Source organism: Brevibacterium sp. CS2 (assembly GCF_005280295.1).
Taxonomy (GTDB): Bacteria; Actinomycetota; Actinomycetes; order Actinomycetales; family Brevibacteriaceae; genus Brevibacterium; species Brevibacterium pityocampae.
Genome location: NZ_CP040020.1, coordinates 1551429 through 1565247, shown reverse-complemented (window position 1 = coordinate 1565247; position 13819 = coordinate 1551429). Strand labels below are relative to the sequence as shown.

General features: G+C 72.0%; 12 protein-coding genes. 6 read left to right on the top strand and 6 right to left on the bottom strand.

Annotated features, from left to right (window positions below; translation table 11 throughout):
* Window positions 1-73: 73 nt before the first annotated feature.
* Entirely contained in the window at window positions 74-880 is an 807-nt protein-coding gene (locus tag FDF13_RS06925) for an acyl-CoA thioesterase II (protein ID WP_137319013.1), read from the top strand.
* A 123-nt stretch (window positions 881-1003) separates the two neighbouring features.
* Here the strand turns inward: FDF13_RS06925 and guaB are convergent, their stop codons facing one another.
* Window positions 1004-2530, bottom strand: a complete 1527-nt coding sequence (guaB, locus tag FDF13_RS06920) for an IMP dehydrogenase (protein ID WP_101653418.1) — start codon at window positions 2528-2530, stop codon at window positions 1004-1006.
* 259 nt (window positions 2531-2789) lie between these two features.
* On the opposite strand from guaB, the gene FDF13_RS06915 reads away from it, so the two are divergent.
* Window positions 2790-3188, top strand: coding sequence for an HsmA family protein (locus tag FDF13_RS06915; protein ID WP_101653417.1), 399 nt, complete (start codon window positions 2790-2792; stop codon window positions 3186-3188).
* A gap of 114 nt (window positions 3189-3302) precedes the next feature.
* Complete coding sequence (locus tag FDF13_RS06910; RefSeq protein ID WP_101653416.1) at window positions 3303-3899, top strand: GNAT family N-acetyltransferase; 597 nt, start codon at window positions 3303-3305, stop codon at window positions 3897-3899.
* A 12-nt stretch (window positions 3900-3911) separates the two neighbouring features.
* On the opposite strand, the gene FDF13_RS06905 is transcribed toward FDF13_RS06910, so the two are convergent.
* The 5 genes from FDF13_RS06905 to FDF13_RS06885 form a co-directional block, all read right to left on the bottom strand.
* On the bottom strand, window positions 3912-4661 hold the full coding sequence (locus tag FDF13_RS06905) for a hypothetical protein (protein WP_101653415.1): 750 nt from the start codon (window positions 4659-4661) through the stop codon (window positions 3912-3914).
* A gap of 373 nt (window positions 4662-5034) precedes the next feature.
* Window positions 5035-5850 carry a hypothetical protein gene (locus tag FDF13_RS06900; protein WP_101653414.1) on the bottom strand — a complete coding sequence of 272 codons (816 nt, stop codon included), beginning with the start codon at window positions 5848-5850 and terminating at the stop codon, window positions 5035-5037.
* Window positions 5851-5906: 56 nt separating this feature from the next.
* Window positions 5907-6704 carry a hypothetical protein gene (locus tag FDF13_RS06895; protein WP_137319012.1) on the bottom strand — a complete coding sequence of 266 codons (798 nt, stop codon included), beginning with the start codon at window positions 6702-6704 and terminating at the stop codon, window positions 5907-5909.
* Between the two features lie 743 nt (window positions 6705-7447).
* A complete protein-coding gene (locus FDF13_RS06890) occupies window positions 7448-8572 on the bottom strand; it encodes a pseudouridine synthase (RefSeq protein ID WP_245873759.1) in 1125 nt (374 codons plus the stop codon).
* 10 nt (window positions 8573-8582) lie between these two features.
* Complete coding sequence (locus tag FDF13_RS06885) at window positions 8583-9884, bottom strand: diaminopimelate decarboxylase (protein WP_137319011.1); 1302 nt, start codon at window positions 9882-9884, stop codon at window positions 8583-8585.
* Between the two features lie 266 nt (window positions 9885-10150).
* Here FDF13_RS06885 and FDF13_RS06880 point away from each other — a divergent pair, with 266 nt between their 5' ends.
* The 3 genes from FDF13_RS06880 to FDF13_RS06870 all read left to right on the top strand — a co-directional run bounded on the left by FDF13_RS06880 (window position 10151) and on the right by FDF13_RS06870 (window position 13814).
* Entirely contained in the window at window positions 10151-11803 is a 1653-nt protein-coding gene (locus tag FDF13_RS06880; RefSeq protein ID WP_137319010.1) for an ABC transporter substrate-binding protein, read from the top strand.
* A 101-nt stretch (window positions 11804-11904) separates the two neighbouring features.
* Window positions 11905-12873, top strand: coding sequence for an ABC transporter permease (locus tag FDF13_RS06875; RefSeq protein ID WP_245873757.1), 969 nt, complete (start codon window positions 11905-11907; stop codon window positions 12871-12873).
* On the top strand, window positions 12870-13814 hold the full coding sequence (locus FDF13_RS06870; protein ID WP_137319009.1) for an ABC transporter permease: 945 nt from the start codon (window positions 12870-12872) through the stop codon (window positions 13812-13814). Before FDF13_RS06875 ends, FDF13_RS06870 begins: the two co-directional genes overlap by 4 nt.
* The last annotated feature ends 5 nt before the right edge of the window (window positions 13815-13819 follow it).

Below are 13819 nucleotides of genomic sequence, written 5' to 3'. Positions count from 1 at the left end.
TCCGCATCGCGGAAAGGATAGGATCGCATCCAGGCATGGCACATGCCCGCGTGCGGAGAGAGTGAGGACCCCGATGAGCGACGTTCTGTTCAGCAATGCCGAGCCACTCGAGGGCTCCTTCACCGAGATGATGGAGCTCGAGGAGATCGACACGAACATCTACCGTGCCGGGTACGTGTTCGAGGAACCCTTCGCGCTCTACGGCGGCCAGGTCGCCGCGCAGTCCCTGCTCGCCGCCGCCCTCACCGTCGAGGACGGCCGTCCGCCGCACTCGCTCCACGGCTACTTCCTCCGCCCGGGCAATGCCGCCCGGCCCACGGTGCTCCAGGTGTTCCGCGACCGCGACGGCCGCTCGTACTCCGCCCGCCGCGTCGTCGCGCTCCAGGGCGGCAAGGTGATCTTCAACATGTCGGCCTCGTTCACGAGCGGCAACGACAGCCCGGACCACCAGGGTGCGACGGCCGCCCGGGACGGCGAGGTCCGGATGGGAGATCCCACCCCGATCCCCCGGATGTTCTCCTTCGAGGGGCGCAGCACCGACCAGGTGTTCGATGCCACCGACTATCCGCTGCGATTCTGGGGTCGCTGCACCGAGGACCTCGGCGACTCCCTGCTCATGCACTACTGCGCGCTGACCTACCTCTCCGACATCGGGAGCGGTCTGGGCGCCTTCAACACCGACGAGTACAAGTCGGGCTCCAGCCTCGACCACGCCCTGTGGTTCCACCGGCCGGTGAACATGAACGACTGGGTCCTCAGCGACTTCGCCCCGCGCTCGGTGGCCCGCGGCCGCGGCCTCTACACCGGCGACATGACGACCGCCGACGGCACCCTCGTCGCGTCGGTCGCGCAGGAGGCCCTGTTCCGGAAGGTGCGCTGAGTAGCACGGCCCCTGAGCAGCACGGCCCGCCCAGCCGCGCGACCCGCTGAGCCGCGCGGCCCCGCCGGATGACTGCGGCCCCTGCACCGGAACGGTGCAGGGGCCGCGTCGTCGGCGGAGCGGTCAGCGCACGGTGTAGTTCGGCGCTTCGACCGTCATCTGGATGTCGTGCGGGTGGCTCTCCTTGAGCCCCGCGGACGTCAGGCGGACGAACCGCCCGTTGGCGCGCAGCTCGTTGATCGTCCGGGCGCCGACGTAGAACATCGTCTGCCGCAGGCCGCCGGTGAGCTGGTAGGCGACGTTCTTGAGTTCGCCGCGGTAGGCCACCCGGCCCTCGACGCCCTCGGGGATGAGGTCGGTGTCGGTGGCGACGTCGGCCTGGAAGTACCGGTCCTTCGAGTACGAGCGGCCCTTGCGCGGCGCCATCGCTCCGAGCGATCCCATGCCGCGGTAGGTCTTGTACTGCTTGCCGTTGACGAGGACGAGGTCGCCGGGGCTCTCGTTGCAGCCGGCGAGCAGGGAGCCGAGCATGACGGACTCGGCGCCGGCGACGAGCGCCTTGCCGATGTCGCCGGAGTACTGGAGCCCGCCGTCGCCTATCACCGGGACGTTCGCCTCGGCGGCGGCCTGATAGGCGAGGTGGATCGCCGTGACCTGCGGCACGCCCACTCCCGCGACCACCCGGGTGGTGCAGATCGAGCCGGGGCCCACCCCGACCTTGATCGCGTCCGCACCGGCGTCGATGAGCGCCTGGGCGCCCTCGCGGGTGGCGACGTTGCCGCCGATGACCTGGACGGCGGCGAAGGCCGGGTCCTTCTTGAGGCGGGAGATCATGTCGGTGACACCGCGGGCGTGGCCGTTCGCGGTGTCGACGACGAGCACGTCGACGCCGGCCTCGGCGAGCAGGCCCGCCCGGTCGTAGGCGTCGCCGTAGAAGCCGACGGCCGCGCCCACGCGCAGGCGACCCTCGTCGTCCTTCGTCGCGAGCGGGTACTCCTCGCTCTTGACGAAGTCCTTGACGGTGATGAGGCCGCGGATGACGTTGTCCTCGTCGACGAGCGGGAGCTTCTCGACCTTGTGCTCGGCGAGGATCTCGAGCGCGCGCTCGGGCTGCACGCCCACGGGTGCGGTGATGAGCGGCATCTTCGTCATGGTCTCGCCGACGGTCGTCGTGGCGTAGTCGCGGCGGGGCACGAACCGGAGGTCGCGGTTGGTGACGATGCCGAGGAGCACGTCGTTCTCGTCGACGACGGGCAGGCCGGAGATCCGGTACTGGCCGCAGATCTCGTCGAGCTCGGCGAGCGTGCGGTCGGCGGTGATGGTGAGCGGGTCGGTGATCATCCCCGACTCGCTGCGCTTGACGTAGTCGACCTGGTCCGCCTGGTCCTCTTTGCTGAGGTTGCGGTGGATGATGCCGATGCCGCCGATGCGCGCCATCGCGATCGCCATGCGGGATTCGGTCACGGTGTCCATCGCCGCGGACACGAGCGGGATGTTGATGTCGATCTCGCGGGTGAGACGGGTGCGGGTCGAGGCCTCGGAGGGGATGACGTCGGTGTCTCCGGGCAGCAGCAGGACGTCGTCGTAGGTGAGTCCGGTCAGAGAGAACGGGTCTCCGACCGCCTTGAAGTGCTCTTCCACATCACCCATGAATGACCTCTTCCACGCGCTCGACTTCGGTATCGCTCATCCTATGCCGTCCCCGGGTTTCCGGGAACCGCGCGCAGTGCCCGCCCGCTGTGATGCTGGGCACCCGCACGCGTCACGGCGGGAACGCGCCCCGGCCGCGCGGACCGCTCCCGAGGCGCACGCCGGGACCCAGCGGCAGCCCTCTTCGCGCCGTCGCAGCGTCCGGGAATCAACCTTCCGGTTGATGTGCCGGACCCCGCCTGCGGACGAGCATGGAGGCATGCTCACACCCGCCATCGTCTTCATCACCGCAGCCCTCCTCTTCTACACCGCCGGCGTCTGGGCCGAGCACCTCAAGAAGGAGCTCCGCTGGTCCCACGTCGTCCTGTTCGGCCTCGGCCTCGTCTGCGACGTCACCGGCACCGAGCTCATGCGGCGCATCGCGGCCTCCGGCGGCGCCGACTTCTCCGGCTCGACCGCAGGCATCCTCACCTCGGTCATGGCGATCACCGGGGCCCTCGCGCTCGTCCTCATGGCGGTCCACCTCATCTGGGCGATCGTCGTCATGGTCCGCGGCACCGAGCAGGCCCGGGCGACCTTCCATCGGTTCTCGCTCATCGTGTGGGCGATCTGGCTCGTCCCCTACTTCACCGGGATGGCCGGCGCGATGATCGGCTGAGGAGCCCTCCGCCTCGGCACCGGCCCCAGCGGACCGGCCCTGCCCCTGGCGGACCGGCTCGGGCCGGGGTCGCGCACCCTCCCCTCGGCGGCGGTCCGCACGTACACTGCCGGTATGACCTCGCCCGATGCCCGCGCCTTCGCCTCCGCCCCGGATCTCACCGGCGAGCGCGTCACCCTCACGCAGCTCACCCCCGCCCACGCCGAGGCGCTGAGCCGGGCGGCCGGCGACCTCCCCTCGACCTGGGTCACCTCCGTCCCCACGGCCGAGGCGATGCCGGCGGAGATCGACCGGCGCCTGGGCCTGCAGGAGCAGGGCACGATGGCGCCGTTCACCGTGCTCGACGGCGGCACCCCGGTGGGCATGTCGACGTACATGAACATCGATGCGGCGAACCGGCGCCTCGAGATCGGCTCGACCTGGCTGTCGCCGACGGTGCAGGGCTCGCGGGTGAATCCGGAGGCCAAGCTGCTCATGCTCTCCCGCGCGTTCGAGGACCTCGACTGCATCGCGGTGGAGTTCCGCACGCACTTCCACAACTTCCAGTCGCGCGCGGCGATCGCGAAGCTCGGCGCCAAGCAGGACGGAGTGCTGCGCTCGCACCAGCTGTTCAACGGGGTGCTGCGCGACACCGTGGTGTTCTCGATCACCGCCGCCGAATGGCCGACGGTGAAGCTCGGGCTCGAGCACCGGCTCGCCCGCCTGAGCTGACACCCGGCGGGCTCAGGCCCGGTACGGCATCGCGGCAGCGCTCCGCCTCAGCAGGCCCTGGGCGAGGCCGAGGCCGATCACGCAGACGACCGCGGCCACCGGCACGCACGCCGCGAGCACGAGCAGGCGGCCGCCGGTGGGCGGACCCAGCCCGATCACGAACGCGATGACGGCGCACATCCCGCTCACGCCCAACCAGCCGAGCAGGCCCAGCCAGGCCCCGGGGTGCGGGAACGGGACGATGCTGAGGAGCACGAAGAACGGGTAGGCGAGGAGCGCTGCCGTGAGGTGCACCGCGAAGGTGAAGAGCAGTCCGGCGCCGGTGGCTCCGGCGGTCTGGATGAAACTGTCCGAGCCCGCGTCGAAGGTGCCGATCCACGGCCACACGAGGCTCGAGGCGGCGAGCACTGCAGCGGAGATCGGAGCGGAGATCAGGACGAGCGGGATGAGCCCGGTCAACCGGAACCCGCGGTCGGCGCGACCCTTCTCCCCCGTGAGGTACGGCAGTGCGGCGCCGCACACCAGGGTGAGGATCACGGCGAACACGCCGAAGTCATCGATGGCCTCGCCGCGCCGGCTCCGCAGGACACCGGCCTCCGCACCCCACAGCACCAGCGCGACGAGCACGGCGACGCCGATCGCCCACCCGATCATCCGCAGGAGGTCCGCGATCCAGCTCGGAGCGGGTTCGCCGTGCTGGGCGCCGCCGTGGAAGTGCCCCGGGTGCGGTCGGTGCGGCCGGACGGGGTGCCGGGGCGGCATCGGGCGGTGGCGCGGATGCGGGTTCCGGCGCGGCGGCGGCGACATCGCGGGTCTGCCCGGCGGAGGCATGGGCTGCGGCATGGGCGGTCGGCCCGGAGGCGGGGGTCCCCACGGTGGGGTCGGCGGCGGAGGCCGATGCCCGTGGGAGGAGAACTGCCGGCCGCTCATGATCTCCGTCCTGTCATGCCCTCGAGTATTCCGCGGCCCGGTCGCACAGATGTGCCGACGGTGATGCGGATCTGCACCATCCCCGGACGCCCCGCAGCCGTCGCCCCGTCGACCTGGCGGTCAAGACCATCGACCTGCCGATTGTGCTCGATCTCGGGGTCGGAATGCGTGCAGAAATGGCAGGTCGATGGGAGTGGAATCCAGCTCACCGGCGGACGTCGGGCCGGCGGCGCGGGACGGATCGACCGTGCGCCCCACCTCGGCCGTGGGGGCCAGGCCGGTTCCGCTGCACGGCGCCGAGGACGACGATGCAGACCACCACGGCGGCGAAGCAGCTGAGGAGGAACACCATCCCTCCCCAGGAGGCCGGGCGCATCACCACGATGATCGCCGGCCAGATGTAGGCGACCGCACTGCCGATCCAACCCAGGGTGCCCCAGATCCGCGCCGGGTGCGGCGGGTCGTGCACGGTGAGGACGGCGAAGAACGTCATCCCGAGGATCCCGCTCGTGCTCATGAGCAGGAACGTCGTGAGCACCCCGGCCGGATCGCCGCCGGCACGGTCGGCGAGCTCCCCGGTCGCGGCCGGGAAGTCGCCGACGAACGGCCACAGCAGGCTCATGATGCACATGACGAGCGCGGCGAGCGCGGCGATCACGGCGATCACGATGACGAGCGGCACCAGACCGGTGCGGCGGAGGCCGCGGTCGGCGCGCTTCGGGTTCCCGCGGAAGATCGGCAGGATCGTGCCGAGCACGGCGGTCCACCCCGCGGCGTAGAGCCCGATGTCGTCGATGGGGTTGCCCGCCCTGTTGGTCAGCACACCGGAGTCAGCGAGCCAGACGCCGGGCACGCTGATGACGGCGAGGGCGAGGACGAAGAGCAGCGGTCGGACGAGGTCGAGCCCCCACGGCGGGGCGGGCCGCGTGCCGCGCGAAGTCGAGTACCTGCCGCGAGGCCGGGTGGGGTGACCGTGCCCAGGGCCGGGAGGCGCGTGATCGGGGTGCAGCGGACCCGGCATCGGCCGAGCCGGCCGCGGAGGTCGAGGAGGTCGCGGCGGTCGGGGTGGCGGACCGTTCACCGGCTGACCACGATCTCCGGGAGGCGCACACGCTGGGTGAGCCCGATGCCGGCGGCGCAGAGGAGCACGCTCACCGGCACGCACACCGCGAGGAACAGGAGGCCCCCGGCGCTCGGATCGCGCAGGCCGAGCCAGATCGCCACGCCGATGTACCCGCCGCTGAGCCCGAGGTAGCCGAGCAGCGTGAGGACCGTCCCCAGCCAGGGCGCGGATTGGGGGACCATGACGGCGAACGGCGCCGTCGACATGAGCACGAAGAACGCGCAGGAGATCATCGCGGCGGTGAAATACATCGCCGCGGTGTAGAACAGGCCCACCGGGTGGTGCCCGACGAGCTCGGTGAGCTGTCCGGTCTCCGGGTGGAGCGTCCCGATCCACGGCCACAGGACGCTCGAAAGGGTGAGGATTGCGGTGCCGAGCAGGGCTGAGACGAGCATGAGCGGGAACAGTCCCTCGCGCCGGAACCCGGAGTCGTTGCGTTTGAACTCGGCCATGAGGAACGGGAACATCCACCCGAACACTGCGGTCATGATCGCCGCGAACAGGCCGACCTCCGTGATCTCCTCCCACTGCCGGTCCTTCATGAGACCGGTCGAAGTGGCGAAGACGATGAAGGCGGAGAGCACGGTCACCATGACGGAGAGGATGACGTTCCGGCCGAGGTCGCGGCCCCAGGTCGGGGTCCGGGTCTCGTCGTGGGCGCTGGTCCGTGCGGCTCCGCCCGTGGCGGCCCTGTTCGGCGCGCGGGAGGGCGCGGGCAGTGGAACGCGGTCCTGCCTACCCGAGGGAGTCACGCCTGCAGCGGTGGGAGGGCCGGGGTGGACTCGGGGGTCGGGCAGGTCGGTCCGCAGGGTTCGGCGAGGAGTGGGGTGCGCCTGCTCAGCATCGGGGACGCATTCGGCGTGCCGGTCGGCATCGGGGACGCGTTCGGTGTGCCGGTCGGCATCGGCGGAGTGCCCGGGGGCGGCCCAGGCGGGCGCGGCGGCATCGCATGGGCAGGCCGGGGCGCGGGTGCACCGGACGGTCGGTTGCGCGGGTCCCCGGGACGCGGCGGCGGTGGGGCGTCGGGGCGCGGTTGCGGTGCGCCCGGCTTTACCACCTCGCGCGGGGTCGGGTCGCCCCTGCTGCGGGTGCCCGGAGGGGTCCGGGTGCGCGTGCGGTCCGTACCGATTGCTCATGCCCTCAGTATTCCGTGCCGAGCCCGCCGCGGTGTGACGAGGGTGTTCCCGATCTGCACCGAGACCCGCACTGGGCATCCCGACTCCTCCTCACCTGCGATGCTCCCCTGCGCTATGGCTCACCACTGTATTTCTCATCGACCTGCCAGTTGTGCACGAGAAATGTCGCTGAAGTCGAGCACAAGCGGCAGGTCGACGTGTGGATCGAGCAGAAGTGGCAGATCGACGGGGCTCGGACCGTCTCGACGCCGACGGTCGGGCGGAGGACCCGCGCAGCGTCAGCCCGACGAACCGCTCAGTGTCAGCCCACGGCACCGCACGGTGTCAGCCAGACGAACCGCTCAGCACCGCCTTCCGGTTCAGTCAGAGGAACCGCGCAGCGTCAGCCCGCAGCACCGCCTTCCGGTGCAGCCCAAGGCACCGCTCAGCGTCAGTCGGCTCGTGAACTCGCGGGGCTCGCCGGTGAGCGGGTCGGTGAATGCGAGCTTCTCGGCGACCAGCTGCAGGGGCGAGGAGAAGTCGTAGGGGTCCGGCGCGAGGTCCACCGGGTACACGGGGTCGCCGAGGATCGGCAGGCCCAGGCCATTCATGTGGACCCGCAGCTGGTGCGTCCTCCCCGTGTGCGGGGTGAGCCGGAAATCGCCGAGGCGCCCTGCCGCACCGAGGTACTCGATGGTGCTGTGCGCGTTCGGCTCGCCGGGCACCTCGAGCATCTGCCGCGTCCCCGGCTCCTTCTCCAACCGGCTCCAGCGCTCGATCCGGCGCACGCACTCCTCGCCGGGCCGCGGGGCCTCCCAGCCGTCGAACCCCGCGGGCACCTCGGCGAGCGCCCGGTAGGTCTTGCGCACCCGCCGGTCCTGGAACAGCCGCTGGTAGGCGCCGCGCGTCTCCGGCCGGCGGGACAGCACGAGCAGCCCGGCGGTCACGCGGTCGAGGCGGTGGATCGCCACGAGGTCGGGCTCCTCGCGCTCGACCCGCAGCCGGGTGACGACGCATTCGCGGACGAACCGGCCGTTCGGGGTGCTCGCGAGGAAGTGGGGCTTGTCGACGACGAGGAGGTCCGCATCCGCGTGGACGATGCCGACCTCGAACGGGATCCGCTCCTCCGGCGGCACCGGGCGGTGGAACCAGTAGAACCCGCCGGGGACCACCGGATCCGCGGCCGTCACCGGGCGCCCGGCCGCGTCGCACATCTGTCCGGCACGCACCTCCGTTTCGTCGGCCTGCGCGTCACTCCGGCTGTCGCGCGGCCTGTCCGAAAGCCCGTTCGACCGAGTGTTCGGTGGACCGACCACCGGTTCGTCCGACTGCCGCAGCAGGCCGGCGATGTCGGCATCCGAGGCGTTCGGGAACTCCGTGCGCAGCCACTCCCCGACCGTCGCCGGCACCGGGTCGCCCGACCGCGCGTGGGTCTGCCGACCGCCGGGGGCGCGCAGCCGGTTCGCGGAGATCCCCGCACGCGGCGGCAGCGGGCTCACCGGCACGGGTGGCACCTCACAGGCGGACGTCCTCCCCCGCCTCGGCGAGGAGCTCGGCGACGGTCTGCTGACGGCGGATGCAGGTGAACTTCGCCGTCGACCCGTCCGAGGTGTAGGCGTAGACCGGGATGCGCGGCAGCGCGTTGTAGGCGAAGGGGGTCGAGAAGTAGTAGGCGCCGGTGTCGTGGATGAGGGCGATGTCGCCGGGTTCGAGCTCGGGGATGGCGTACCCCCGGCCGATCATGTCCCCGCTGAAGCAGCAGGGTCCGGCGAGGTCCTGGATCCGGTTGTCGTTGCGGCTCGGGGTGCCGTCGGCGTGGAAGGCGCTCACCCGCAGCGGCCAGGCCTGCGGCATGAACACGGTGCGGGTGGCCGTCTGCGCACCGGCGTGGCCGATCGCGAACTCCCGCTGGCCCACCTGCTTGGTGTACTCGATGCGGGTGGCGATCGACCCGGCCTTGGCGAGCAGCGAGCGGCCGAACTCGGTGAGGACCGTGTACCTGCCGCTGAAGAGCTCGGGCACCGCCTGCTCGAGGACCTCGGCGTACTCGTGAAAGGTCGGGGTGATCGCATCGGAGCCGAAGTTCACGGTGAGACCCCCGCCGATGTCGATCCGCGTGATCTGCTGGAACCCGGCCGCCGCAGTGACGGATTCGGCGAGCGAGACGATGCGGCTGATGCCCTCGGCGGCGAGGTCGAGCGCGACGCCCTGTGAGCCGGAGTGGACGTGGAGCTGGGTGATCCACGGCCGGGCGGCGATCGTGTCGACGAGCTCCTGCCGGGAGGCCTCGTCGATGAGCGGGATGCCGAACTTCGTCGTCGTGGTCGCGGTGCTCATCTCCCCGATCGACCCGGAGCCCACGACGGGATTGACCCGCACCCCGATGACCGAGCGCGTGTCGATCTCCGCCCGCAGTGACTCGATCCGGGCGAGCTCCTGATAGGAGTCGATGTTCACCGCCGCGCCGACGGTGAGGCAGTGGCGGATCTCCGGCACCGTCTTCGCCGGCGAATCGAGGACGATCCGCTCCGGCGGGAAGCCGGCGGCCTGCGCCATCGCGAACTCGCCGGGACTCGCGACCTCGACCCCCATCCCGCGGTCCGCGAGGAACCGCAGGAGCGGGACGAGCGTCACCGCTTTGCACGCGACCATGTGCTGGGTCTCCGGGATCGAGCTGAATGCCCACCGCAGGGCATCGATCTGCGCGGCGACCGCCTCGGTGTCGATGATGCCCACCACCGGCTGGTCCTCGGAGATGAGCGATTCGGCGGCGAGGGTGCGGACGGCGGCGTAGCGGCGGTCGACGAAATCAGACATGCGGGCAGTCTATCGACGCAGTCCGCGGCGCCCCGGCCCCCTGCCACAGCTGCGCCGCTGCGGGCGGCCGGTGCGATGCACGCCGTCATCCCCCGTCATCGTGCGACGGCGGATGACGCCCGTGTGACGGACCGCGTCGCCGCGCGTCCGCGACCGCATCACCGGCCGGCGGCGCCTCCGTACGGTGGCGTCACCGCTCGGATCGGGCCGCCGCACAGCACGGCGCGCAGCCCGCCCGACACCGTCGACCAGGAGGAGAGGCCGCCATGCGCACACCGAGACCGTCCGCACGCATCGGAGCCGGACTGGCGATGATGGCGGTGCTCGCGGGCTGCTCGGCCCCGGGCACCGAGCTCGTCGCCTCCTCCGGCGCCGGCCCGGATCCGGCACCGGTCGCCGAGGGCACCCTCGTCTACGGCCACCAGCAGGAGCCGCCCTGCGTGTACGGCGGCTGGATCGAGCAGGGCTATCTCTCGCACCAGGTCCTCGACGGGCTCGTCTCCCTCGACGAGGACGGCCACGTGGTCCCCTGGCTCGCCACCGACTGGCACGAGTCCGCCGACCACCTGACCTGGACCTTCACCCTCCAGGAGGGGCCCACCTTCTCCGACGGCACACCGGTCGACGCGCAGGCGATCGTCGACAACATCGACTACTGGCTCGCCGGCGGCAACGGCACCGCGCAGGTGTGGATCGGCCCCTACGTCGACTCCGCCCGCGCGCTCGACGCCACCACCGTGGAGGTCGCGCTCTCCCAGCCCTACCCCCGGTTCGCGGAGAACCTCACCCAGCCCTACTTCGGTCTCCAGTCGCCGGCCGCGCTGGCGGAGCGGACCGCGGAGGAGAACTGCCGGCAGCCGATCGGCTCCGGCCCCTTCACCGTCACCGAATGGAACCGCGGCCAGAACATCGTCCTCGACCGCCGCGACGACTACGACTGGGCGCCGGCGAACGCCGCCGTGCAGGGGCCGGCCCGGGTGGCGCGCGTCGACTGGCGCTTCATCACCGACCCCACCGCCCGCACCGCGGCGCTGCGCTCCGGCGAGGTCCACGCGATCTACGACATCCAGGCCTTCGAGTGGTCCGCGCTCGAGTCCGAGGGCTACGAGCTCCACCGCTACATCACCCCGGGCCGCCCCCAGCAGCTGAGCTTCAACACCGGCCGCGGGCCGTTCGCCGACGAGCGCGTGCGACAGGCCTTCGCCTACAGCCTCGACCGCGAATCCGTCGTCGAGGCGGTGGGCCGCGGGGTCATCCCCTACGAGGGCAACGGCCCGGTGAGCCGCTCCACCCCGGCCTACAGCGAGGAGGCCGCCGCCCGCTACTCCTACGACCCCGAGCGCGCCCGGGAGCTCCTCGACGCCGCCGGCTGGTCGGAGGTCGGCGAGGACGGGGTGCGCGTCAAGGACGGCGAGCGCCTCCACATCGACTTCCCCTACGCGATCAACAGCACGATCAACCAGGACGGCGCGGCGATCATCCAGGGGCTCCAGCAGTACGCCGAGGAGGTCGGCTTCGAGGTCGAGCTCATCCCCTACCCGCCGAGCGCGGCCGCCGCCGGCGCCTACTCCGGGCCCGAGGACTACGACGTGAGCATCGGCTACTGGACCTCCGTCAACGCCGGCATCCTGCTCGTCAACTGGCGGCAGAACCTCCCGGAGTCCCCCAACCCGTCCAACGCCGCCTTCTACAACGACCCCGCGCTCGAGGCCACGATCCGCGAGGCGAACTCCGCCGTCGACCCGGACGAGCAGGATGCCCTCTACCGGCAGGCGCAGGAGCACATCGCCGATCACGCGCTGTCGATCGGCGTGTACGACCGGCTGAGCACGCTCGCCGTCGGTCCGCACGTCGACGGCCTCCGCCAGGAGAACTCACAGGGAGGACCGGTCTTCCATGACGCCCACCTCGTCGACTGACACGCACCCGGCAGGCACCTCGGCCCCCGACCGCCGCCGAGGCGCCCTGCCCGGAGCCCGCACCCTGCCCCTCCCGGCCCCGCACCGGGCTCGCCCGCTTCGTGACCTGGACGCGGCACCTCGCCTCGTGGGCGCGGCACCTCGGCCGCTGGCCGGGACGACTCGCCGCGGCGCTCCTCGTCATGTGGGGCGCGGTCACCGTGGCGTTCCTCGCCCAGCTCGCGCAGCCCGGCGACCGGGCGGCGGTGATCCTCAACCTCCGCACCGGCCAGACGCAGGAGCGCACCCCGGCCGAGCTCGCCCCGGTCAACGCCGAATACGGCTTCGACGCCCCACCGTTCGAGCAGTACCTGTCCTACCTCGGCGGGCTGCTCCGCGGCGACCTCGGCGTCTCCTACCAGCAGCACCGGCCGGTGTGGGACATGATCGCCGAGCAGCTCGGCGCCACCGTGGCGCTCTCGCTCACCGCGCTCGTCCTCGCCTGGGTGCTCATGGTGGCCTGGGTGACGCTCACCGCCGGCCGCTCCCCGCGCGTCCGCAGCCTCGCCTCCACGGTCGAGGTGTTCGCCGCGAGCGTGCCCCAGTACTGGCTCGGCGTGCTCCTGCTCCTCGTGTTCGCCCTCGAGCTCGGCTGGGTGCCGGTCGTCGGCGGGAACGGGCCGGCCGCCCTCCTGCTGCCGGCGCTCACGCTGGCGATCCCGCTCGCCGGGTTCCTCGGGCAGGCCACGCGGGCGGAGTTCGAGCTCGCTCTCGCCCGGCCGTTCGTGCTGTCGGCCCGGGTGCGCGGCATGGGCGACCTCGGGGTGCGGCTGCGGCACGTGCTGCGCCATGCCGCCGTCCCGCCGCTCACCCTGTCCGGCTGGGCGCTCGGCGCCACCGTGTCCGGCGCCGTCATCGTCGAATCGGTGTTCAACCGCCCCGGCATCGGCCGGGTGCTCGTGTCCGCCATCGAGGCCCAGGACCTCCCGGTCGTCACCGGCATCATCGTCCTCATCGCCGCCCTCTACGTCCTCGTCAACCTGGCGGTCGATGCGCTCGCCGCCCTCATCGATCCGAGGTTGAAAGCATGACCACCCCGCCGCTGATCCCCACCCGCACCGCACCCCCGACCGGCGCCCCGGGTTCGCTCGTCCCGCCGTCCTCCACCCCGGTGCCCGGCGCCGAGGCGACCCTCGCACCCCAGGCTGGCGCCCCGCGGCGTCCGCGCCGCCGCCCGCCCCTCGGCCCGCTCGCGGCCACCGCGACGCTCGCGGTGTTCGCGCTCGCCGCGGTGGCGCCGGGCCTGCTCGCCCCGGGCAGCCCGGAGGCGCTCGACCTCGGCGCCACCCTGCAGGCGCCCTCGGCCGCGCACTGGTTCGGCACCGACGAGCTCGGCCGCGACCTCTACACCCGCGTGGTCCACGGCACCGGGCTGTCGCTCCTCATCGGGCTCGGGGCGGCGGCGGTGAGCCTCACGCTCGCGGTGCTGCTCGCCGCGGCCTCTGCGCTCACCGGCCGGATCCTGTCCGGCGTGGCCGACCGCACGATCGAGATCCTCTTCGCCTTCCCCACCCTGCTCCTCGCGCTGCTCCTCATCGCGACCCTCGGGCCGTCCCCGCTGAGCCTCGTGCTCGCGGTCGGCGTCGGCACCGCACCGGGGTACGCACGGATCGTGCGCGGTCAGCTCCTCACCGTCCGCACCTCCGGGTACGTCGAGGCGGCCACGGCGCTCGGACACGGGCGCCGGCGGATCATCGGCCGCCACATCCTGCCGAACGCGCTGCGCCCCCTCGTCGGGATCTTCACGATGTCGATCGGCCAGTCGATCGTGTGGGCCTCGAGTCTCGCCTTCCTCGGCCTCGGCGTCGCCCCGCCGTCACCGGAATGGGGTGCGCTGCTCGATGCCGGGCGGACCTACCTCACCGCAGCCGGATGGCTCGTCATCATCCCCGGGCTCGTCATCGCGCTGCTCGCCCTCGCCGCCACCACCCTCGGCACCTCCATCCGGAACCGCCTCGAGACAGGAGACTGACATGA